The following is a 22,488-nucleotide window of genomic DNA, read 5'->3' on the forward strand; positions in this document are numbered from 1 at the left end:
TCGACCTCGACGGGCGTGAGCTCGCTGTCGACGGGTGTTAGCTCGCTGTCCACAGGTCTGAGCACGACCAACAGTAACGTCGCCAGCCTGTCCACGTCGACGTCGACGACGGCCAGCTCGTTGTCGACCGGCGTGAGCTCGCTCTCAACGGGCGTGAGTTCGCTGTCCACAGGTCTGAGCACGACCAACAGTAACGTCGCCAGCCTGTCCACTTCGACCTCGACGACGGCCAGCTCGTTGTCGACCGGCGTGAGCTCGCTGTCCACAGGTCTGAGCACGACCAACAGCAACGTGGCTAGTTTGTCGAGCTCGGCCTCGACGAGCCTCGTCTCGTTGTCCACCTCGACCTCGACCGGCATCGGTTCACTGTCGACTGGCCTTGTGACGACGAACAGCAACGTGGCGTCGCTGTCGACTGGCCTTGTGACAACGAACAGCAACGTGGCGTCGCTGTCGACCGGCCTCGTGACAACGAACAGCAACGTGGCGTCGCTGTCGACCGGCCTCGTGACAACGAACAGCAACGTGGCGTCGCTGTCGACCGGCCTGACCACGACCAACAGCAACGTTTCCGCGCTGTCGACGGGTATTGCCAACGGCACGGTGGGTCTCGTGCAGCAGGTTGGTGGCGCGCCGGGTAACGGTGCGATCACGGTCGGCGCCAGCACGGGCGGCACGACGGTCGACTTCTCCGGTACCCAAGGCGACCGCCAGCTTACCGGTGTCGCCGCTGGCACCGCGCCGAACGATGCGGTGAACGTCAGCCAGTTGCAATCGGTCGCCGCGCTGGCGGACAACGCCGTGCAGTACGACAATGCGGCACACACCAGCGTAACCCTAGGCGGCGTCGGCGCAACCTCGACGGTGGCGCTGACCAATGTCGCAGCGGGTTCGATCAGCGCGACCAGCACGGATGCGATTAACGGCAGCCAGTTGTTCTCGCTCGAAACCGAACTGGGTTCGCTCACCAACAACATCACTCAATTGAACACAACCACGAACAGCAACACGGCCAACTCGAAGTACGTCGCGGTGAATTCGACCGGCAATGCGGCGAGCGCCTCGGGTACTGAGTCCGTCGCGATCGGCGGCAATTCGCAGGCAACAGGCGGCAACACGGTTGCGGTCGGTTCCGGCTCGCAGGCAACCAGCGTGAATTCGACGGCGATCGGTGCCAACGCAGTCGTGTCGGCCACCAACTCGGTGGCGCTGGGAGCGGGTTCGGTTGCCAGCACGGCCAACACGGTGTCGGTCGGCTCGCCAGGCAACGAGCGGACCATTAGCAACGTGGCGCCGGGCGTGAATCCCACCGATGCGGTAAATGTTGCGCAATTGCAGGGTGTTCAGCAGAATATGGATGCACTGGCCCGCAACGCCTATTCGGGTGTGGCAATGGCCGGCGCACTGGCTGGATTGCCCCAGGTGGAGCAGGGCAAGACGTTCCAGCTCGGCGCGGCCGTCGGCAGCTACTCCGGCTACACAGCGCTCGCAATCGGGGGTAGTGCCCGGGTCACCCAGAATACGATCGTCAAGATGGGTGTCAGTACAACCGACGGCTCTCACATGTTGTTCAATGCTGGCGTGGGATATTCCTGGTAACGCATTCCGGGGCGGGAATCCAGAATGTATGAATGGCAGCCCCGATTCGGGGCGGCGAACAGACGGGCCTTTGCGGCGAGCAAAGTCCGTCTGATTGCATGGTGATCAGAAAATGCGCATCGGGATTTCCGTCATCTCCCACCAGGGTCAGAATATCTGGCAGAACGGCCTTGGGCAGAATGTCATTTTTCTGGCCGAACTGTTGCAGCGGCTGCCGTTCGTGCAATCGGTCCTGCTGATCGACGTGGGCGATCAACTGGCCATGCCGCCGCAGGTCGACCGGAGTTCGAATGCGCTGCGCATCATGCGGCAGCAGGACGCGACCGACGAGGTCGACGTCATCTTCGAAATGGGCGGTGCGCTCGATATCCAGTGGCTCGACCTGATGCGCGCGCGCGGCAAAAAGGTGGTCTTTTACTGCTGCGGTCAGCCGTTTGTCGGCCTCGCCGAGGCGCCCGTCTTCAACAAGCCGACCCATGCGGCGCGGGCCGACCGTTGTGACGAAGTCTGGTTGTTGCCGAAGGACGCAGCGTTCGCGCCGATGATGCGAACCTTGCATCGTTGCGAGGTGCACGAAGCGCCGTTTATATGGCATTCGCATTTCGTCGAACGGCGTGCGCGGGAAGTTGCCGAACTAACCGGCTTGCGCTACGGCTACCAGGCGCAGCCCGTGGCGGCTGACGGCACGCGTGCCGGTCTGCGCGTGGCGATCTTCGAGCCGAACATCTCGGTGGTGAAGACGTCGAGCGTGCCGATGCTGGTTTGCGACGAAGCCTACCGGGCCGGGCGCGACTCGGTTGCGACGATGCACGTGCTCAATACGCTGCACCTGAAAGACCATCCTACTATGCTCTATTTCGCCAATTCGCTGGACCTCGTCCGCGAGCACAAGGCGCTTTTTCACGGGCGTCACGACATTGTCGGGTTCATGGCGCAACATGCCGATGCGGTCGTTTCGCATCAGTGGCAGAACGAGCAGAACTACAGCTATCTGGACGCGCTCTACGGCGACTATCCGCTGATCCACAATTCGCCGTGGCTCAGCGATGCAGGCTACTACTATCCCGGCTTCGAGGCGCAGCAGGGAGCCGCGCAACTGCTGCACGCCGCGGCCACCCACGAGCGCGGCCTCGACGAGTACCGTGCCCGTTCGCAACGGGTTTTCGCGGCGGTCGATCCGTTTAGCCCGGATAATTTCGACGCGTACGCGGGTCGGTTGTTGCATCTGTGCCGCGACGCAAAATTCGTCGATTGCGCCCAGAGCCGATCATGAGCATGGAACAGAATCCGGCGTCCCGGCCGCGCAAGCTTCGCGTTGGCGTGTCGATCTATGTTCGCAAGGGCGAACAGTCGGTCTGGGAAAACGGCATCTACCAGAACTGCATTTTTCTCGTGATGCTCATGCTGCGCTCCACGCTAGTCGAAGCCACTTACCTGGTGGCAGGCGGCGGCGACGGTGAACCGGCCGATGCGAAAAATTTCCTCACCGACTCGCCCGTGCCGCTGATCGGCATGAACGAGGCCGCCAGCATACTCGACGTCATGATCGAGATGAGCGCCCAGCTTGACCGCGAATGGGTGGTAGCATTTCGCGAGCGCGGCGGCAAGATCGTTTCCATGCGGGTCGGCAACGACTATGTCATCGATATCGAGCGCATGGTATTCGACAAGTCGCACGGGCTGCTGATTAGCGGCGCACCGTATCACGAGGTATGGACGCTACCGGAGTACGAAACCACCTGCGTGCCGTATTTCGGCAGCACGTTCCGCGCGCCGGTGCGGCTGATGCCGCACCTGTGGAGTCCGCTGGTGCTGCAGCGCGAAGCGGCGCGTCTGCCCGAGGGCGTCAGTTTCGGCTATCGGCCTGGACGCCGGCGCTGGCGCGCGGGTATTTTCGAGCCGAACATCTGCATGGTGAAGACCGGTTTCATTCCGCTTCTCGCCTGCGAGGCGGCCCACCGCGCCGATCCTGACATGCTGGAGCATGTCTGGGCTTACAACACGTTCCATATGAAGGAGCATGTGGGTTTCAACGGTTTCGCCCACAGCCTCGATATCGTGCGTCACGGCCTGACTTCGTTCGAGGGACGTTTCCCGTTCTGCAGGGTCGTGTCGGCGGACGTCGACGTGGTGGTCAGCCATCATTGGGAAAATGCGCAGAACTACGTTTATTACGAAGCACTGTACGGCGGTTATCCGCTCGTCCACAATTCGCATCTGATCGGTTCCTGCGGGTATCGTTACCACGACTTCGATTGCGAGGAGGGGGGGCGGGCCTTGCAAATTGCCTACGCGGAACATGATGCCAATTTCGATTCGTACCAGCACAATGCCCGGGCATTCCTCGCGCAACTCGATCCCGAGAGCGAAACCAATGTGCGGATTTATAGCAACGCTATTGTTGCGTTATACGAAAATGCCTGAGCGCGCGCCGTTCTGTTCTCTCCATGTAGCATGAGCGCGCGGCGCGGATCAGGTCGCCTACCTGTCGTCTTCTGGACCGAGTGTTTTTATGAACCTGTTTTTTGATGCAACACGCGTGACCATGCGCGAGCTGGCGTTGGTCGGCTGGCTCCTGATGAGTGCGGGCGCCTTTGCTCAAGGGGTGCTGGCGCCGCCGCAAGCCGAGACCGGGCCGCGTAATTCTCTCGCTTACGCAGCCCAGGCGGTAGGCCTGCGGCAGTGTCTGCCGGCGCTGACTGCTCTGTCCGCGCTCGGTGTGCAGGGCACCACCAACAACGACGTACTGTTCGACTGGGACCGCACGCGCGCCGGCAACAGCACGGTGTTCTCGCTGATCGGACTGGAGTTGGCGAACACCAACGCGGCCATGTCGATCACGGGCGTGCCGGAGGCCGACGGTTCGTGCACGGTGTCGGCGGAACGCATCTCGGTCGCGCCGGGCAACTGTCAGGCCGTCGCGCGCAAGGAACTGGCCGGCTATCAGGCGACCAGGCTATTGAACCACATGATGGTCTACACCGATGCCAAGGACCTAGGCTCGTCGGTATCGCTTATCGATGCCCAAGCCGGCTGCCTCGTGATTCGCCGCTACGTGAAGTTTTCGGCGGGCGCACCGGGCAAATAGCGGCGGCGCGATGCATCGCCTTGGGGCGGCCGGCATGACGGATCCGCGGCGCAACGATCTGGATCCAGCCGGTGAGGTTCACGCCCGGCGGAAATCAAAAGGACTCAACGTGACTCGACTGACGAAGACCACCGGCATGATCAGACTCGCTGCGGCGTGCGCACTTGCGACCTGCTGCACGCTTGCCGTCGCGGAGCCCGGCACCTCCGCGGACGAACTGCTGGCAGACGCCACGCGCGTGCTGCAGCAGGTCGATTCCGAACACTATGTCGAAGTATGGCAGGGCATGGCACCCTTCATGCAGGCGAAGCTCTCGCAGGAGCAGTTTGCGAATTTGGTCCGGCAGTCCCGTCAGGCGCTGGGTGCCGTGTCGAAGCGGGGCTGGGCGTCGGTCACGCGGATTCGCTATACGAATGTCGCCGGCGTACCCGACGGGCTGTACGCCAACGTCGATTTTGCGACCACCTTGGCGAGCGGGCGGACCTTGTTCGAAAAGGTGAGCTTCCAGCTCGAAAATGACGGTCAGTGGCGTCTTACCGGCTACATCCCGCGGCAATCGCAGGACATTGGCTCGAGCAACTCGCCGGGCGCCGAACCGTGAAGGGCTTACGCGTCGGCATCACGATCGGCCTGCTTGATGTGGCCGAGACGTTGTGGAATAACGGAATCAAACAGAATGCGGCGTTTCTTGCCGAGGCCTTGCGCCACTGTCCGCAGGTGGCAGGCGTCGTGCTGGTCAATACGACGCAGGTGCCGGTTACCTCAGCCTTGCCCTGGGACCAGGTGCGCTATCCGACCCTATCCTTCGAGACGGCAAAAGATAGTGTCGACGTCCTGATCGAACTCGGCGGACAGATCGACGCGCTCCAGACTGCCTACCTCAAAGGGCGGGACGTGCGCGTGGTGTCCTATTGCTGTGGGTTCGAATATGTCCACGCCATGGAGTCGGTGCTGTTTCGCAGGCCGATGTGGGGCGAGAACCTGTTCGTCAACCAGTGCTATGACGATATCTGGATCATTCCGCAGGTCGACAATATTAGCCGTGCCTACTTCGAGGTTCTGCGCCGGCAGACTGGACGGGTCGTGCCGTTCGTATGGAGTCCGATGTTCCTGGCGGAGCGTGTCAAGGAGATGCCGGAGGCCGGTGAGTATCGGCCCCGCGAAGGCGCGAAGCGTCTGAGCGTGATGGAGCCGAACCTCGACATCGTGAAATTCTGCCTGTATCCGGCGCTGATCGCGGAGCTGGCCTATCGGCGGCGGCCGGAACACATCGCCTTGCTGCAGGTGTCGAACGCGGAGCAGATCGCGCGGGAGAGTCTCGAGTTCATCTCGTTGATGAACCAGCTCGACATCGTACGTGAGCATAAGGCAGTCTTTCTGGGCCGCCACGACACGCCCGTGTTCCTGGCGGAAAACACCGACGTCGTAGTTTCGCATCAACTGGAAAACCCGCTCAATTATTTCTATCTCGAGGTGTGCTGGCAGGGCTATGCGCTGGTGCACAACGCGCATCTTTGCGCAGACCTCGGTTATTACTACCGCGGCAACGACGTGGAAGAGGGCGCGCGCCGCCTGGTCGAAGCGCTCGAGATGCACGATGCGCATGCGTCGTGGTACCGCGAACGTCAGCGTACGGCGATCGCACGTTTTCTGCCGGACAACGCGGGACTGGTCGCGACGTACGGTGCTTTGCTCGACGATCTGATGCGCCGCCCGCTTCGCTAGCCGGAGCGGTCCGAAGCACGGGCTTTACCGGCCTGCTAGGGCGGTCCGGTGGCTTACGTTGCGGAACAATGCGCCTCGCATTGGCGCAGCTGAACCCTTATTTCGATCTGGCGATGACTGTTTCCGATACTCCGTTTTCGTGCATCCAGCGACGCCTTGTTCAAGGCGACCTGATTGCCGCGTCCCGCGACATCGCCGCCTGGATGGAACTCGCGCCTGCCGACGCGTTAGCCGCGCATGCATTCCTGCTGCGCCTCCGTGGGCGTTATCGGGCCGCCGCAACGGCGTTGGACCGTACGTACACGGCGTACGAAGAGGCCCACAGTCATGCGCCGGACGAGATGAAATGCCTCGACGAATGGATCGGCACGCTACAGCAAGTGCAGCGCGCCGAGGAGGCCTTCGAGGTCCTGGTGCGGGCCGCGCAGGTCGCATCCGACGACCCGAAGACCAAGTGGTCGATCGCGACGCTGCAACTGCTGCGCGGCGATTACGAGAACGGCTGGATCAATCACGAGGCTCGCTGGACGGGGTCGCCGGAACTGCAGAATCCGGCCTATTTTCGCGAAAACAGGATGTGGCGCGGGGAGGATCTGGCAGGCCGGGAACTGCTCTTCTTGGTCGAGCAGGCATTCGGCGATGCGCTCCAGTTCGAGCGCTTCGTGCCGCAGATCGCCGAGCGTGTAAGCCGCGCCGGCGGCACGCTGACTTACATATACTTTGCCGCTCTGTTCCCGCTGTTCCGGCGCACCCTTGAGCCACATGGCGTGCGTGTCTTGCCGCACGACAGACAGGCGCCGCCCGTATTCAATTTTCATCTGCCGATGGACAGTCTTGCCTTTGGCCCTGGGCGTCGCACTTGCAACGCTGTCGGCACCGCCGCGCTACCTTCAGCCGGATCGCACGGGCGTGGCGCGATGGAGTGCAAAGCTGCCGCGAAACGGCCGGCTCAAGCCCGGACTTGCGTGGAGCGGCAGCCGCACGCATCAGCGCAACTGGAACCGCTCGCTGCCGCCGGCCTTATGCGCGCAGACATTTGCCGGGCTGGCCGGCGTCGACTTTTACAGTCCGCCGCTCGACGGCGCCGACGCGGTCGCAGCGATGGCGTCGCAGGGGCTGCCCGTAGCGGATCGCACGGCGGAATTCACGTCGTTCGGCGAAAGGGCCGCGCTGATCTGCAATCGGGATCTGGTGATTACCGTATGTACGTCGCTCGCGCATCTGGCAGGAGGGCTCGGCGCGCGAACGTGGCCGCGGCACGACGTCAATCCGCATTGGGTCTGGATGGCCGGGCGCGCCGACAGCCCTTGATTTCCCGCCTTGACGCTGTACAGGCAGGTGCAAATGCGGACTGGTCCGCCGTGCTGCCACAGGTGCGCACCGATCTTCTCAAGCTGCTTCCATCAGGACATTGATATATGGACGACAATACTGCGGACGTGTTTCACAAGATCTATCGTGAGCAGGGGTGGCACTCGGAGGAGAGCGTGTCCGGATGGGGTTCGGAGCGGAAGAATACCGAACGGATCATTCGTGAACTGCCGGGCGTGCTGCGCCGGTTCGGTGTCAGATCCATGCTTGACGTCCCCTGTGGCGATTTCAACTGGATGCGCCATGTGGATCTGAGCGGCATCGACTACACCGGCGTCGATATCGTGCCCGACCTGGTCGCGCGGAATCAGGCAACCTACGCCGCGGCCGATCGCCACTTCATGCAACTGGACCTGCTCAAGGATCCTTTGCCCGACCGCGACCTCATCCTGTGCCGCGATTGCCTGTTTCACTTCTCCCATGCCGATGTGTTTCGCGCGTTCCGCCGGTTCGCGGATACGTCCGCGCGATACCTTCTGACCACGACCTTCGTGTATCGGACCTATCCTCGCAATGCGGATATCGTCACGGGGCAATGGACGCCGATCAATCTGGAAATGGCGCCTTACGATCTCGATGCGCCGCTTGCGTTGCTGATCGAAGGCAGTAATGAAAGCATCATGTATGGTACGGATATCGGCGTCGTGCCGATGTCCGACCGTTGTCTCGGACTTTGGGACATGGCATGCGTGCGGGCACGCCTCGCGCATCCCGGTACCTGACCGCCGCCCGTACCATGATCGTACTCAGCCATTTCTGCCAAGAGGCCACCGCGAGCCTGGTCAATCACCGCTACTACGCGAAGCAGCGCGATTACCGTCATGAGTGGATCGACGCTTCCCGTATGCCGGGTTCGCTGCAGTTGCGTTGCCTGTACCGGTACGAAGTTCTACTGAATACGTTGCATCGTGCCGCTCCCGGAGAGCTTGTGTTGCTGCTGAGCGAAGATTCGGCGATTGTCGAGCCCGTCGCTGTCGACGATTTAATGGCAAATCGGGATTGGCTCCTGGTTACGACGTCATCACATCCGCTCGCACAGGTCGACGTGCAAATCTGGCGCAACACGCCCACCGTTCTTCAGATCGTCCTGAAGATCGTCAGGCGATGCAAACTGGGCGGCGAACGGCTGACAAGCGAGGCGGAATTGTTCGCCGGTCTGGACACGCACCACTTCATGTCGGCGATCAACGGCGTGTGCCCGGTGATGCAGGCCGGCTACAACTTCGACCCCGGCTGGAGCCGTATATCGACCTTCGCGATCAGTATCGACGATGCGCCTGAAAATCCGCTCTGCAAGAGTGTGTCGCCGCGCTTCAGGGATGTGCTGGTCGAACAGATCAACCGGCATCGACGCGGCGCATTGCCGATGTTCTCCTTCACCGGATACACGGTTGAGGACACCGTCGAGCGCAGCGTGTACAACCCCGGCTGTCCGATCGCGGTGACAACGCTGTATACGCCGAATATCAGCGATTACGCGCGTATCGCAGAACGCAATTTCCGACGCTATTGCGAACTGCAGGGCTACACCCTTTATGTTCATCGCGCCATTCCGGCCGAAATCGGACTGGGTGCCAGCGGCAACTGGTTCAAGCCCTGGTTATTGCACGCCTATATGCAGCAGCACGAATGGGTGCTCTGGCTGGATGCGGATGTGCTGGTGCGCGATATGCAGCAGAAGCTGGAACCGCTGATGGTGGGCCGCGATTTGCTCCTTGCCCACGATGTGGGGCAATGGGCCTTCAACTCCGGCGTGATGGGGTTTCGCCGCACCGCCCGGAACGACGCGCTGCTGCGTGAGTTGATGAGCGATATCGCCGGTCTGGCGGACAGGTCGACGGTTTACGCGAGCGACGGCGATCAGCCGTATTTTATCCAGGCGTTGGCGCGTGCCGGACTGCTGGACGATGACACCGTGACCGATCTGGTTGCGTTTAACACCCCATGGAATTTACGTCGGCCCGACAGCTTTATCGTGCACTACTACGGGATGTGGCCGGAGATGCGCGCCTTGATGATGGCGCATGACGATTCATCCCTGAATTAGCGCGCTATTGATATAAACCAGTGAGAAATGATGAAGCATTCAGCATGTGGGTTGACGGACTGTTGGACAAGTTGCGCAGGGAGTATGGTATGCGAAATACCTTGCGGATTGCGAAGAGTTCGGCGCGCAAAGCGTCTGGTGAATGTGGGCGGACCAGGCGCACACACGAATCTATGTGATAGTAAATACGTTTGAGTTTGAAGCAGTGGCTCTTTTATTACTCTGCGTGAGATCTTGGTGAGATATGAGACTTCTTATTGTGGATGGCAAAAAGCGGATGCTAGATTATCTTTCAGAAAAAATTTCTATAATGGGATATTCATGCGTGGGTGTTGAATCTATCGCCTTCGCAAAAACAAAGCTAAGACGAACGCATTTTGATTTGGTAATAGCAGGGGAAAATATTCCCGATGCAATGGATGTTGATGTGATTTCTGAAATCCGGAGGCATTGTAAATACAAAATTCCGATTTTGATGTGTCGAAAGGAGCCGGAGTCAATGTGTTTTGAAAATGCAAGAAGGCTGGGAGCTGATGATGGAGTTTCGACATCAGCCACCTCCGATTTTCTAAGAAAGAGAATAGATTTTTTGTTGTTTCCGGATTTAGAGAATAAAATTCCAAATGGGAAAGTCTTGATTGAAGGCTACGAGTTTGTGAGTGGAAGAAATTTAATTCTATTTGCCGATGAAATCTTTAAATTGACGCACAAGGAATTCGATGTCGCCGTTTGTCTATTCAGAAATATTGGATATGTTGCGACATATGAGGAGATAATTGAATATGTTTGGGGTGGCGATGACTCCGTCACAGAGAGAAATATATGCACGTATATTTCTTGTATAAAGAGGAAGCTGAGAATCAACAAATGTTCCGAGCTTTTCATACAAAATGTATATGATGTTGGTTATAAATTAATAAAACGATCCCGGTGATGTCGCTCGTTCGAGTGGATTCGGTGCGTTAAAACTATTGCTTGCATTTGATCTAAGTAGGGCTGCCACCGCTATTGATGCTGGCTTTTTTTGGTGCCGTCATGATTCATGTGGTAGCGCGTGAGGTTGGTCTCGCCACCGTTGTGGTGTTGTGTGCGTCGCAACTGACTATGTAACCAGTCTACTTCGTCGACCCTGAACAATTCATTTCCCGAGCGGCCGACGTCACACCATCATGTCGGCGGCAATGCAGCGGTTGAGCAAAGCAGCGAGAATGAAGACGCAAAAAAACCGCAGCTTACTCAGGATCATGCGGAGGTTGTGGCCGGCGCTGCACAGCACCGCGTGCATCGCGTCGCCCAGTGCACCTTTGAGCCAGTTCCTGTTGAGTTTTCCGTCTGTCTTCATGTGACCGATGGCTGGCTCGATCGCACTGCGCCGTCTGATCATCGCGCGTAGCCCGCGTGTGATGCCCCGCCGCAAGCCCGGGTGGTAGATCTTCACGCCGTTGACCGCGACACCCTTGTAGCCACGGTCAACGATGGCGACTTCCGGCGTGGTGTCGCTCAGGATTGCCGCCTGTTCCAGTGCTTCAGTCAGCGTGTGACCGTCGTACGGATTGCCTGGCATCGAGCGCGTGCCAACAACCAGTCCTTCCTTATGGGTCGTCGTGATCGACACCTTCACGCCGAATTCGTAGGGTGTGCGGGCTTTGCCTTTCGCCAGACACTCGACTTCCGGTGCGTGCAGCACGTAGAGCTTGTTTTTGTCCTTCTGCTTCTGCGCCAGGATGCGCTTCGTGCGGCCGATCAGTTCCAGCAGCGCCGCGCGGCCTGGGTCTGCCACCTGTGTGACCTGTCGCTCCACATCACGCATCACCCTTCCAACGCGTGAGCGTAACGTGCGCAACGCTTTCCTCATGCGTTTGTACTGCTTCGCATGAGGAAAGCGGCCAATCTGCAAGCCCAGACGCGGTGCCTCACGGTTGTAGTTCTGCCGCAGCTTCAGGCCGTGCCGCGCTGCAGCCTTCACCAGATGTTCGCGACACCGCTCGAGCAGGCGTGAATCGGTTGGATGGGCGATTGCTTTTCCATCACCGTTGTGTCGACGATCACCCGCTTCAAGCTTGCGGCTTTGATCACGCCAGCACGTTTTGCTGCTTCAATGGTCTCGACCAGCAACTCTCCAACGCCGGCTTCGCCCAGGCGCTTCCTCCAGCGCGTCAGGCTCGACGGGTCGGTCGGCGGCTCCGTCTGCAGATACGTTTCGCCCGTGAACACCTGCCAATGAGGGTTCTCCACCCATTGCCAGACGACCTCTTCGTCGGACAGATCGAACGCGTGCTGCAAATTCAGCAGCCCCGCAATCAGACGCGGCGAGCTCGCTGGTCGACCCGGGCGTGATACGAAGCTCTCGCTCATCGATGCGCCCAATCGTTCCCAGTTGATCAGGTCAGCCAAACCGACCAATGGATGCTTCAGGTTGATCTGTTCGCGCAGCGGTTGCCGGAAGAAATCTCCCTCTGTCACAGGCGTCTTCGGACCCATCTGCACCTCGTCAGGATTTGCAGGATACTCGCGTTGATATGCCAGGTTCCTGCAATTCCCACAACCGCATTTCCAGCTCAGAGCCTTACGCCGTAAGGCTTTGAAGATTGTTCAGGTCCGACTACTTCATCAATCAAAAAGTTCGATAGCCTTTCCTTACCATATTCAGTAATCCCATCCTTTAATACACGGCCGCGGATTGTCGTCGACCCGGGCCCAATAGTGTGACGACCCACATGCCTCCATGCCTAACACGCACGGGTCAAGCTTCGCGAAAAATGGCAGCAGATCAATGCGACGTTGTTGCTTGCGTACGATGACATGTCCCTGTGAATCCACTCAGTGAAGCTGGAATAGGGTCTTTGCAAGATCCAGTCCGACAGTAGCTATCGGTCATGATGAACACTCCTTTGCTGTGGAAGTCACGACTTCTCTACTTTCGCATATGCTGAACCCCGAAGGGCGGGAGTCGTCCATGGCATCAGAGCTAGGCGGACACGTGTAGCCGCTATTCCAGTGCCCACACGACGCGGCGTGTATGCGCGGTTTTCTTTTCCATCTTGGCGACACGCACCGGGCCCAATTCCGGACGTATTGGCCACATGCGTGCCACCACAAGGCTGAACATCCACTCCCTCGATTCTTACCAGGCGAACCTGCCCGGTCCCCACCGGCGGTTTCACGCAGATGGTGCGAACGAGGTCCGGGTTGACCTCCAGTTCTTCGTTGCTCATCGTGTCGATCGACACCACCGTGCGCCTGGCGACCAGGTCGGCCAGAGCAACGTCGATACTGTCACGCGATAGAGGATCGCTGGTGACGAAATCGAGGCGTGCGTAGTCTGCCGTGATGCTGCAGCCATCAACCGGGAATGGCAAGACCGCACACAGTAAATGCGCCGCTGTGTGCAGGCGCATATGCCGATATCGACGTTCCCAATCTATCTCGGCATAGACAAGCCGACCCTCAGCGAACTTAGCCTGCAACGAGGCTTGACCCACATCCGGAATGTGCGGCGCATCGTCCGGCCCTGCTCCGCTGGACTTTCCCTTACGCGTATCGGCGATACGCAGCCGAGGCCCGTTGTCCAGGGTAAGCCAGCCGCGGTCTCCGGCTTGCCCGCCGCCTTGGGGGTAAAACACCGTTCGATCTAACTGAAGCCCATCACCATCGACGCGACTAGTCCGTGCCTCGCAGCTTCGTAGGTAGGCGTCCTGGCGAAACAATGCCTCGGTCTTCATCGTAGAATCTCCATCGGCTTCACCGTTGGCCAATTTGCCGCGGTGCCGCGAGGCGCGGCCATGGATCGTCGTTGGATCAACTGCAATTCGGTTCGTACCGTAACCACCGAGTCCGCAGCGATGTCGTCCTTGATTACGCAATGAAGCGCGACGAATACGTTGTCGCCGATGACGACATTGCCAAATACTCGGGCAAATGCGCCGATCTCGACGCGATCGCCGATGGTGGGATGGCGCTTACCTTCCGGGATGCTGGATATTCCCGTCGCTCCAAGCACAACATCCCCTAAAACGTAGCAGTCGTCGCCGATCTCGGTTGTCTCGCCAATGACCGTACCGTAGCCATGATCCAACACGAAGCGCTGTCCAATCTTGCTTCTGGCGTGGATTTGCGCACCCAAGACGAACTTGCCACGGGAAGACAGCAGCGTCGCTGCACTTTCCAGTTCGCGCAGCGGATCACCTTCGACTTTTATCTTGTCGAGCAACATGTGAGCCATCCGGTAATGGACGACAGCCTTGTACGATCCGTAGTCAAATGAGAGATCGCTGGCGCGGACATCGGCCGCGGGGTCCTTGCTTGCGAAGGCTATCAGGTCGTCCTCGCAGCACTGGTTCACCTTATCGAAGCGAAGCCTGTCACGAAATACGGTGACGCCGCGAGTGTGCAGACCGTAACGCGAGTGAACGCCGAGCAAGCCTCGAAAAGACGATGCGCACGCCGACCTAACTGCCAACTAGCGGAGGACGATCGTGACGCGGCGGTTTTTCGCGCGTCCTTCCGGTGTAGCGTTCGAGGCAGCGGGGTTGTCCGTACCGAAACCGTGTGCGGTATACGTAGCGGACTTCATCCCGTGGTCCTTCAGATAGTTCAGCACCGTGTCCGCGCGGCGTTGCGACAGGTCCATGTTGTGCGCGCGCGTGCCGCGCGAATCCGTGTAACCGTTCACCGTGACGTTCGCGAAAGTGGTGTCCTTGGTCGCGGCGAGCAGTGCACTGAGTTTAGCGATACCAGCCGGCGCAAGATTGGCCCGGTCGGTCATGAAGTTCGCTTCACCATTGAATTCGAGGCTGGACGGCACGGCGTTCGCGGCCGACTCCGATACGGCTCCCAGTGCGGCTGTTGCTGTCGCAGCACCACACTGGAACGTGATCGTCCGGGGATCGCTGTCGGCACCGTCGGTGTGGATCTTGTCGACCGACTCGACCACGCGGACCGGCTGATCGCCGCAGATACGCTGCGCTACCTTCATACATGTTTTCGAGCTTTCGAATATACCGCCGCAATCGACTCGGTAGGTCTTTTCCTGACCGGGAACGTTGACGGAATAGGCGCTGAACGTCGGTCCGGACGTGGCGGAACAGCCGCCCAGCGCGGTGGTCAGGGTGAGCCAGCAAAGGGCGATCTTTTTCATATTGGCGTCGAAATGTTTGAGTATCAGCCTGACAGCCGGCCGTTGAGTACCGTTCCCGAATAACAAACGCTGCCGGAATGTTTCGATCAATATAGCCTGGCGCGTTACCGGGCATTGCCAAGAAATGTTAAGAGATATCGGGAGACGCAGGGCAGCACCATCCAATGGCCGAGGAGCTTGGAGAAGCGATCTCCGCTGCGATTCCATCGGATGGCGATCCCCGCATGATTTAGTACTGTTCATCATTCGAGCCCATCGCATGAAACGTTAAGCATGATTTAACGAAATCAGGTAGCCGGGCATGAGGGCTGAAGGGCTTGCCAGCCAAGGAGTGTTGATGCGGCGCGATCTGTTTGACGAAAACACGCTGGCTTTATCGCCGTGGAGCGCCATGGGCTTGCCATGCTGCTCAATGTAGTGCCGGGTCGCCTCGAAGTAGCTGAAGGTCGACTCGGTCGCCGTGAAGTGCAGCGCCATCAGCCGGCCGGTTGCATCGTCAATGAACACCAGCAGCGTGCACGCCGGCGCACGCTCCTCAAACCACCGCTGATCGCTGCCGTCGATCTGCACCAGTTCGCCCAGGCACGCGCGACGGTTTCTCGGCTGGTGCAGCTTCGGCGGCCGCTGCTTGCGCGGAATCCACAGCCCGGCCTCACGCATCCAGCGCCGCACGGTTTCCTTCGCCAGCACCACGCCATGACATTCGGCGAGCTTCTCGCAGGCCAGCGTTGGCCCAAAATCCGTCTAGCGCTCACGCACCAGCGCCATGGCACGCGAGCGGACATCCACCGGCAGTTCGCGGTTGCTGGGCTGGCCACGCCACGCCGCGCCGAGACGAGCCCGGCCGGTCCAGCGGCCTCGTAGCGCCGCACCAGCCGGCTGACCTGACGCTCACATAGCTGCAGCCGTTCAGCCGCCAGTACGATCGTCAGGCGATGCTGGACGACCGCCTCGATGATCTTGACCCGCTCGAGCTCGTGCATGCTGATCGTGATGAATCCACGTCCGTTCATGGTCTGGCTCCGGGCTGGCTGGGATGCCGCAGCATGCGCCACAGCAGGCGGCCCGGAGCAGGAAACCGGACATTTGAACTTGGCTAAAAGCGGACATTACAACTTAGCCTCTACACATGTGATGTCGAGGCCAGATCGAGATGTCGCAGCGCTGGCCAAATAGAGATGTCGTACCTGAGACTGGGTTTGCCTCTGTCCTTGACGGTTTGAAGCTCACGCAGCGTTGAAGGACCGCGCCAGAACGGGCAGGGCGCATCAGTCCATTCAGTGAGACCTGGCCGACACCGGTCTGCATCTGACAGCGGCCATGGCCGGTTTGACTGGCTGTGCAACCATCGCCGTGAGCGCGGCATTCACATCCTCACGCGTGAACTCGCGCTGCTTCTTCGTGCCGGGTATGCGTTGCTTCGCACGCACCGCAACACGGTGGTTGGTCCTCGAAGGCGAACCCGACGCGCGCCGGTCGTCACGCTGCGCCTGCAGCGCCTGCGCCACCTGCAGCGCGTGTCCGAGCCGCTTGTGCTCGATCACCTCACCGTGACCGATCACGGCGAGCCGGTCATAGGGGATGCAGGGAAGGGCAGCGCCATCCGCCCTGAGCTCGATGCGCCCGTCCGGATACTCCCACACGTCGATATACCGGTGGATCAGTCTGCGGTTCGCCAGCGTATCCTCGAGCAGGTACATCACGCGGTCGTACTGCACCGTCAGCGCCTTCGTGACCTTGCGCAGCTCGCGCCAGGTCAGCAGCGTGTCCAGATCCTCATCGTCATGCAGTGGCCGGTGCGCGTCGAACGTGCTGCGCGGCGGCTTGCCGAAGCGGGCGTTATACGCCGCGATGAAGGCGGGCGCATACGCGTTGGCCGCCGCAATCGTGCTGATGCCGCGCAGCCGCAGCTCCTTGACGAGCCGGTCCTGCAGCGTCAGGTTGGCGCGCTCGACGCGGCCCTTGGCCGCACTGCTGTTGGCGCACCACGTGTCGATGTTCAGCTCGTACATTGCGCGCCCGAAGTGCGTCACGCCCTTGCCAGCGCGCTCTGCCTGCCGGTTGCAATGGAATGTGCTGGCCCTGTCGCTGTAGAACGCCACCGGCTTGCCGTACTGCTGCAGATACGCACGCGTCGCCTCGAAGTAGCTGAAGGTCGACTCGGTGGCCGTGAAGTGCAGCACCATCAGCCGGCTGGTGGCGTCGTCCACATACACCAGCAGCGTGCACGCCGGCGCCCGGTCCTCGAACCACCGGTGATCGCTGCCATCGATCTGCACCAGCTCGCCCAGACACGCGCGGCGCGCCCGCGGCTGGTAGATCTTCGGCGGCCGCTGCTGGCGCGGAACCCACAGGCCCGCATCCGTCATCAGGTGGCGAATGGTTTCCTTTGACAGCGTGATCCCGTGGCACTCGTGCAGCTTCTCGCAGGCCAGCGTTGGGCCGAAATCAGCGTAGCGCTCGCGAATCAGCGCCAGAGCCTGCGGGCACAGATTGACCGGCAACTGATGATTGCCCGACCGGCCTCGTCGGCGTGAAACCAGTCCTGCCGCACCTTCGCATCGATACCGGTTAGCCAGCCGCTCAACCTGGCGCCGGCTGAGTCCGAGCCGCTCGGCAGCCCGCCAGGGCATCAGCCGCTCTTCAATGACCGCCTGGATAACCTTCAGTCGATCCAGTTCGCGCATGCTCATGGTGATCGTTCCGGGTTGGGCCACGATGGACTCCGGCAGTCAGAACCGGCAACCAGCATGAACCGAAAAAATGCTCAGCTACGACATTTGAACTTTGCCCAGATACGACATTACAACTTTGCTCTTACATGTGAATTGTTGATAATTATATTTATGTAAAATTTAGGAATCCTATTCGTTGACGCCCGCATACCAACGGGAATGCCCCGGAACAACCCGGTTCAATCAGTCAATCTGAATTTGCGCGACGTCCGGCAAGGCAAAACTGGCGGCGTGATGGCCATGTCCCACGCAGAGAGCAGCCCGTCGAATGACGGTGCGGCCGGTGCCGCTGGACGTTCGTTGAGTGCGGGCAATGGCTGGCCCGTTACGCGGTATTGAACGTGCACACCGCCCCGGGCGGCTGGGCTGCGGATCGCTTCAATGGCGCCACGCGACATCCCGTATTCGAGGGCTGCGCGCGCATCGCGTGCGTTCAGCATGCCGCTCGCGGTAATCTGCCTGACAGTCGCCGGCTGGTGGCCAAGCAGCCATAGGATCAGCTTTTCCGCGCTGGTGTGTGCTTTCATTCGCATACCTGTTGTGCCGAAGACTTACCTTCCCAAATGATCCCGGGACCCGCGGCATTGACACAGAATCGCCCACGCGCTATGCGCGATTTTCGACTCCTGGCTGGTCCGAAGGCGCGCCTGTCGCGCGCTGGCCGCAGACACTGCGGACGTATTGTTGTGGTCAAAGGCATTTTTTCGATTCTCCCGCCTGTGGCAAAAGGCATCAGGGTGCCGGGTTTGACACGGGAATGGACGCTGGGGCGGCGATCGCGGGCGGTATTGCCGCAGTAGGAAGAGCGTTGGGTTGCAACGGCGGCCGACGCGGCGTGTCCTGGATAAACACCTGATTGGTGCTGTAAGACAGCCAGACCTTGCGCCAGCGCAGAAAGTCCATTCCCAGCAGCATATCCGTGTTCGCCCACGTTTCGTCCTGTACGGATATGCGAGGGTTGCGAAACGTACCGGAGCCAACGCCCATCGTCTGGAACACGTGCCGGTGTGCCGTCACTACACTGCCTTTCGAACCGAAGAATGTATCGGGTGGCTCACTGGCGAGTGTTTGTGCATCGACGCCTGCTGCGCGGGCACCGTCGAGGCTGATGCTTGACTCATTCGAACCGGTGTCGACAACGGCGCGCACAGGCTTGCCGTTCAGGAAGACCGGAATGATGAAAGCGTTGTGCGAAGTGACGCTGGCCATGAACGTATCGTAATGGCCGCTCCATGGTATGAAGTTCCCGGCGCAGGACGACACCCGGTACAGCGTCATGCGGTGGTTCGGGAAATCCAGCTCAACGTCGAACCGCGAGAGCAGGTCGGTGCCGACTATCCCAACCGGGGCAGCAGCATCGTTCTCCCGCTCCGGGCGCTCGATATTGGCCGTCAGGACATCGTAGTTTTCAAGATTCACTGACCCGAACCGGATCGAGTGAAGGATGACAGGATGCTGGACGTCCAGTTGCCCGCCGACGCCGTTCAGACGAACACGCTGGGTGGTGTCCGTGTCGAGGTGAAGCGAGGCAGCCGCGCGCGGCGACAGCGCGGATCCACCAGCGCCGCTATCGACGAGCATCATGAGCGGCTGCTCATCGATGACCACCGGCGTCGCGAATCGCCCGAAGGTCGGCATGAGCGGCATCTGTGCGTCCGCGACGACAGTGCACTCCCCTGATCTTACCGGCGGTACCGGCTGCAACAGGTCGTGAAGCGAGGGAAGCGCTGGCGCTGGCGCCGACGCCAGCGCTCGCGTGGCGGGAAGGAGCGTTTGCGTGTATCCCTGCGATGCGGACATCGCAAGAGCGACGAGCAGCGCTATCACGCACGCGCGTGTGGAAACAGATTTCATGGCCACGCTCCTGAACAGGACTGGCGACTTCAGGTGGTAACGGATGGATCGCATCCGCGGGAATTTCCAGTGTTTTGTATGTCACGGCATATCCGCAGGACCAAGCCGCCCGAGGCTGCCGGCCAGCCGCAGCCGTGCCGCGCGCCAGTCGGAGAGCGCCTGCACGCGCTGCTGCTGCGCGTTGGCCAGTGCGGTCTGCGCATTGAGCAGCTCAAGGATATTCCCCACGCCGGCCTGGTACCGGTGCTGGGCCGCTACAAATGAACGCTGCGCAATATCAAGCAGCGCCGCGCTGTCCTTCACACTGTCGGTCGAGGTCTGAACCGCCTGGTAGCTGCTCCAGACCTCAAGTGCGACCTGCTGACGCGCGTCATCGACGGCATCCTGTTGCTGCTCAAGCTGCGCCTGGTTTTGCCGGACCTGATACATCCGGCTGAATCCTTCGAAGAAGGGAATCGTCACCTGCACACCGACGTACCATTCGTGGCCGGTGGCCGGGAATTCCGGAATGCCGAGTCCGAGACTTGCCGGCTGGTTATCGCGGGTATATTTCGATACGAGACTGATATTCGGCAAACCCTCCGCCCGCGTCTGGTCGACCTTCGCCGCCGCCGCATCGGCCTGGGCCTGGGCGGCCAGTACGGTAGGGTGATCCCGTCTGGCATCCTCAATGAGTTCGCCGACCGATTGTGTGAACACCGCGTCCGGCTGCACGCCATCGGTGACGGCAGGCAGTTCCAGTGGAATGTCCGGGGACAGGTCCATATCGGAGGCGAGCGTGCCTGCCGCCGTTTGCCAGGCACCCTGCGCCTTGTTGCGGCTCAGCACGGCCTGGTTATAGGCAGTCTGGGCCTGCAGCGCGTCCGATATGGGTGCGATGCCTTTTTCGACCCGCGCGGTTGCCGCCTTTGCGCTGTCGGCAGCCATGTGTTCAACGTCAAGCGTCGCCGCGAGCGCGCCGGCTGCTGCCTGTGCGGCGTAATAGTCTTTCGCGACCGCGACGAACAGACTCTGCAGTGTTGCATTCTCCGTGGACTGCGCTGCAGCCAGCAATGCTGACGCATTGCGAACCGCTGCCGAGCGCGCACCGAAATCGTATAGAGTCCAGTTCAGTTGAACGCTTTCGGAATTGATGGTGGCAAGTGTTGCCGAGCTGAGCGTCGGGTGGCCCGTAACATCGGTCACGGAGTCATCACGCACTACCTGTCCATTACCGCTGATCGTTGGCAGATACGCCGCGCGGGCGACGCCCACTCCGGCCGCCTGGGCCTTGACGTCCGCCCACGCCTCGCGTGTCTTGGGGTTGCTGCACAACGCGCGCTGAACGGCTTCCGTCAGCAGCAAAGGGCGGGCGGGTGAGCCGAACTGGCAACCGACGATATCCGGCACGATGGAGCCGGCCGGGGTCAACGAAATCCCACCCTCAGCGTGCAATGGGTCGAAGGCCTGCGCGTGCGAGGACACCACCAGCAACCCCATCATCGATAACGTGGCCAGCGCCCAGATCCGTTTAACGCTCACGCATGCTCTCCTGCGCGTTTTCCATCAGAGGCCCGAGGAAATACCCCGCCACGCTGCGCTTGCCGGTCCTGATGTCGGCCGTGACCTGCATGCCTGGTGTGAGCGTGATCCACTTCTTTTCCACATGAATCCGGTTGGTCGACAGCCGGATGCGTACCGGAAACGTCAGCCCGAGCTTCTTGTCCTGTACCGCATCGTTCGATACCGAGACGACGGTTCCCGTCAGGAATCCGTAGCGCGTATAGGGGAACGCTTCGACCTTCACGGCGACCATCTGGCCGACGTCCACAAAGCCGATGTCCCTGTTCTGAAGCTGTGCCTCTACTTCGAGCGTGTCGGCCGGCACAATCTCCATCAGGGACTGGGCGGTCGTCACCACGCCCCCCAGCGTGTGCGTTGCCAGTTGCTGGACGGTCCCAGAGACCGGTGCGGTCAGGCTCAGCAATGCCTGACGGGTTTGCGCCTTGGCCTCGTCGTCCCGGCTTTGTGTGATCTGCTGCGTATCCTTTTCCAGCTCATCGAGCTGGTCGTGCCGGAATTTCGACGAAGTCGATTCGATGTCCGCACGCTGCTCCGCAATGCCTTCGGCGAGTTCGCGCGCATGGCTCTGTTGCGCGACCAGTTCATGCTCCAGACCCAGGGCCGTCTGTTCCTTGTCAAGATAGTCGCTCTGCGCGACGTATTTATCCCCGGCAAGCGAGTGATAGTCATTCGCCTGCTGACGTGCAAGAGGCGCAGTCGCCCTGAGTTTGGCCACCTCCTCCCGGGTACTGTCAAGATCGGCTTCCCGCTTGAGTAGTTCTGCCTGCGCGCTGTCGATATTGTCCTGATACTCGCGGAACGCACCGTCGGCCAGACGCTGGGCCTCCTGCATCCGCTCTTCCGGTGCCCCGTCGAGGGGGGCAACCACCGGTGGCCGGTTGTCGTGTTGTGCAGCAAGCAGAGCCGTTGCGCGGGCTGCGCCCAGTTGAGCGTCGAGCTTCGATGAGCGTGCCTTGTCCGCGTCGGCTGCTGCCTGGGTCGTATCGAGCTTCACCAGCAACTGCCCCGCTTTGACCTGCTCGCCATCCTGAACGAGGATCTCTCTCACCACGCCCGTCATGGCCGGCTGGATCACCTTGACGCGGGCGTCGGGTACAAACTTACCCGTTGCGGATACCACGATGTCGAGCCGCCCGAAGATGCCGATCAGCAGGATCAGCACCGCGAGGATGACAATGATGCGCATGGCCCAGCGCGGCGCGGGATGGACCGGTGTCTCGACAAGCTCAAGCTGCGCGGGCAGGAATGCAAGTTCGTGAGCGGCACGTTCAGGCGAGTCGAGCTGATGCCGGATCGCCCATGCACCACGGAATACGGCGGCGTACCGCGCGAACAGGTCGCCCAGTGCCTGCAATCGCAATAGCTTCAT

Annotated in this window: 18 protein-coding genes and 4 pseudogenes; 10 read left to right on the plus strand and 12 right to left on the minus strand. The window is 60.5% G+C overall.

The features are described 5' to 3' along the window. A partial coding sequence (locus P3T24_RS38335; RefSeq protein WP_429441886.1) for a hypothetical protein occupies positions 1-524 on the minus strand: 524 nt, incomplete at its 3' end. On the opposite strand from P3T24_RS38335, the gene P3T24_RS38340 reads away from it, so the two are divergent. The 10 genes from P3T24_RS38340 (at position 508) to P3T24_RS38385 (ending at position 10,764) form a co-directional block, all read left to right on the plus strand. Then, positions 508-1,599, plus strand: coding sequence for a YadA family autotransporter adhesin (locus P3T24_RS38340; RefSeq protein WP_429441888.1), 1,092 nt, complete (start codon positions 508-510; stop codon positions 1,597-1,599). The two genes, P3T24_RS38335 and P3T24_RS38340, sit on opposite strands and share 17 nt — an antisense overlap. 112 nt (positions 1,600-1,711) lie before the next feature. After that, positions 1,712-2,872: a DUF2827 domain-containing protein gene (locus tag P3T24_RS38345; RefSeq protein WP_429441890.1), complete on the plus strand. Its 1,161-nt coding sequence runs from the start codon at positions 1,712-1,714 to the stop codon at positions 2,870-2,872. 2 nt (positions 2,873-2,874) lie between these two features. Next, entirely contained in the window at positions 2,875-4,023 is a 1,149-nt protein-coding gene (locus P3T24_RS38350) for a DUF2827 domain-containing protein (RefSeq protein WP_429441926.1), read from the plus strand. An 88-nt stretch (positions 4,024-4,111) separates the two neighbouring features. Next, a complete protein-coding gene (locus tag P3T24_RS38355) occupies positions 4,112-4,687 on the plus strand; it encodes a hypothetical protein (RefSeq protein WP_429441892.1) in 576 nt (191 codons plus the stop codon). Positions 4,688-4,823: 136 nt separating this feature from the next. Next, complete coding sequence (locus P3T24_RS38360; RefSeq protein WP_429441927.1) at positions 4,824-5,288, plus strand: DUF4019 domain-containing protein; 465 nt, start codon at positions 4,824-4,826, stop codon at positions 5,286-5,288. Continuing rightward, the gene (locus tag P3T24_RS38365; RefSeq protein ID WP_429441894.1) at positions 5,285-6,412 is read left to right on the plus strand and encodes a DUF2827 domain-containing protein; all 1,128 of its coding nucleotides are present in this window, start codon (positions 5,285-5,287) and stop codon (positions 6,410-6,412) included. The genes P3T24_RS38360 and P3T24_RS38365 overlap by 4 nt, the downstream gene beginning before the upstream one ends. 80 nt (positions 6,413-6,492) lie before the next feature. Beyond that, positions 6,493-7,827 (plus strand): hypothetical protein, encoded by a 1,335-nt coding sequence (locus P3T24_RS38370; protein WP_429441895.1) that lies wholly within the window; start codon positions 6,493-6,495, stop codon positions 7,825-7,827. Between the two features lie 3 nt (positions 7,828-7,830). Then, positions 7,831-8,505, plus strand: a complete 675-nt coding sequence (locus P3T24_RS38375; RefSeq protein ID WP_429441896.1) for a class I SAM-dependent methyltransferase — start codon at positions 7,831-7,833, stop codon at positions 8,503-8,505. Positions 8,506-8,519: 14 nt separating this feature from the next. Next, complete coding sequence (locus tag P3T24_RS38380; protein ID WP_429441898.1) at positions 8,520-9,830, plus strand: galactosyl transferase GMA12/MNN10 domain protein; 1,311 nt, start codon at positions 8,520-8,522, stop codon at positions 9,828-9,830. A gap of 244 nt (positions 9,831-10,074) precedes the next feature. After that, positions 10,075-10,764, plus strand: a complete 690-nt coding sequence (locus tag P3T24_RS38385; protein WP_429441900.1) for a response regulator transcription factor — start codon at positions 10,075-10,077, stop codon at positions 10,762-10,764. Positions 10,765-10,989: 225 nt separating this feature from the next. Here P3T24_RS38385 and P3T24_RS38390 read toward each other — a convergent pair. The 11 genes and pseudogenes from P3T24_RS38390 to P3T24_RS38440 form a co-directional block, all read right to left on the minus strand. Continuing rightward, a pseudogene (locus tag P3T24_RS38390) lies at positions 10,990-12,311 on the minus strand (IS5 family transposase). A gap of 210 nt (positions 12,312-12,521) precedes the next feature. After that, a pseudogene (locus P3T24_RS38395) lies at positions 12,522-12,650 on the minus strand (IS110 family transposase); the annotation flags it as partial. A gap of 169 nt (positions 12,651-12,819) precedes the next feature. Continuing rightward, positions 12,820-13,552, minus strand: a pseudogene (locus P3T24_RS38400) (alanyl-tRNA editing protein). Beyond that, positions 13,549-14,043, minus strand: coding sequence for a serine O-acetyltransferase (locus tag P3T24_RS38405; RefSeq protein ID WP_429441902.1), 495 nt, complete (start codon positions 14,041-14,043; stop codon positions 13,549-13,551). The pseudogene P3T24_RS38400 and the gene P3T24_RS38405 overlap by 4 nt, the downstream one beginning before the upstream one ends. Positions 14,044-14,289: 246 nt before the next feature. After that, positions 14,290-14,967, minus strand: coding sequence for an OmpA family protein (locus P3T24_RS38410; RefSeq protein ID WP_429441904.1), 678 nt, complete (start codon positions 14,965-14,967; stop codon positions 14,290-14,292). 354 nt (positions 14,968-15,321) lie between these two features. Then, positions 15,322-15,980: pseudogene (locus tag P3T24_RS38415) on the minus strand (ISNCY family transposase); the annotation flags it as partial. A 264-nt stretch (positions 15,981-16,244) separates the two neighbouring features. Beyond that, positions 16,245-17,684 carry an ISNCY family transposase gene (locus tag P3T24_RS38420; protein WP_429441905.1) on the minus strand — a complete coding sequence of 480 codons (1,440 nt, stop codon included), beginning with the start codon at positions 17,682-17,684 and terminating at the stop codon, positions 16,245-16,247. Between the two features lie 197 nt (positions 17,685-17,881). After that, entirely contained in the window at positions 17,882-18,229 is a 348-nt protein-coding gene (locus P3T24_RS38425) for a hypothetical protein (protein ID WP_429441907.1), read from the minus strand. A 205-nt stretch (positions 18,230-18,434) separates the two neighbouring features. Next, a complete protein-coding gene (locus P3T24_RS38430; RefSeq protein ID WP_429441909.1) occupies positions 18,435-19,556 on the minus strand; it encodes a retroviral-like aspartic protease family protein in 1,122 nt (373 codons plus the stop codon). Between the two features lie 81 nt (positions 19,557-19,637). Then, a complete protein-coding gene (locus P3T24_RS38435; RefSeq protein WP_429441911.1) occupies positions 19,638-21,077 on the minus strand; it encodes a TolC family protein in 1,440 nt (479 codons plus the stop codon). Continuing rightward, a complete protein-coding gene (locus tag P3T24_RS38440; protein WP_429441913.1) occupies positions 21,067-22,488 on the minus strand; it encodes an HlyD family type I secretion periplasmic adaptor subunit in 1,422 nt (473 codons plus the stop codon). Before P3T24_RS38440 ends, P3T24_RS38435 begins: the two co-directional genes overlap by 11 nt.

The sequence above is a fragment of the Paraburkholderia sp. GAS33 genome, assembly GCF_050436645.1.
GTDB lineage: Bacteria > Pseudomonadota > Gammaproteobacteria > Burkholderiales > Burkholderiaceae > Paraburkholderia > Paraburkholderia phenazinium_B.

What these genes read in the sequence shown, in the direction of transcription:
- P3T24_RS38375 (WP_429441896.1), top strand. Translation starts at nt 7,831, where the DNA reads ATGGACGACAATACTGCGGACGTGTTTCACAAGATCTATCGTGAGCAG.
- P3T24_RS38430 (WP_429441909.1), bottom strand. Translation starts at nt 19,556, where the DNA reads ATGAAATCTGTTTCCACACGCGCGTGCGTGATAGCGCTGCTCGTCGCT.
- P3T24_RS38385 (WP_429441900.1), top strand. Translation starts at nt 10,075, where the DNA reads ATGAGACTTCTTATTGTGGATGGCAAAAAGCGGATGCTAGATTATCTT.
- P3T24_RS38380 (WP_429441898.1), top strand. Translation starts at nt 8,520, where the DNA reads ATGATCGTACTCAGCCATTTCTGCCAAGAGGCCACCGCGAGCCTGGTC.
- P3T24_RS38425 (WP_429441907.1), bottom strand. Translation starts at nt 18,229, where the DNA reads ATGAAAGCACACACCAGCGCGGAAAAGCTGATCCTATGGCTGCTTGGC.
- P3T24_RS38350 (WP_429441926.1), top strand. Translation starts at nt 2,875, where the DNA reads ATGGAACAGAATCCGGCGTCCCGGCCGCGCAAGCTTCGCGTTGGCGTG.
- P3T24_RS38410 (WP_429441904.1), bottom strand. Translation starts at nt 14,967, where the DNA reads ATGAAAAAGATCGCCCTTTGCTGGCTCACCCTGACCACCGCGCTGGGC.
- P3T24_RS38440 (WP_429441913.1), bottom strand. Translation starts at nt 22,488, where the DNA reads ATGAAGCTATTGCGATTGCAGGCACTGGGCGACCTGTTCGCGCGGTAC.
- P3T24_RS38405 (WP_429441902.1), bottom strand. Translation starts at nt 14,043, where the DNA reads ATGTTGCTCGACAAGATAAAAGTCGAAGGTGATCCGCTGCGCGAACTG.
- P3T24_RS38355 (WP_429441892.1), top strand. Translation starts at nt 4,112, where the DNA reads ATGAACCTGTTTTTTGATGCAACACGCGTGACCATGCGCGAGCTGGCG.
- P3T24_RS38360 (WP_429441927.1), top strand. Translation starts at nt 4,824, where the DNA reads ATGATCAGACTCGCTGCGGCGTGCGCACTTGCGACCTGCTGCACGCTT.
- P3T24_RS38345 (WP_429441890.1), top strand. Translation starts at nt 1,712, where the DNA reads ATGCGCATCGGGATTTCCGTCATCTCCCACCAGGGTCAGAATATCTGG.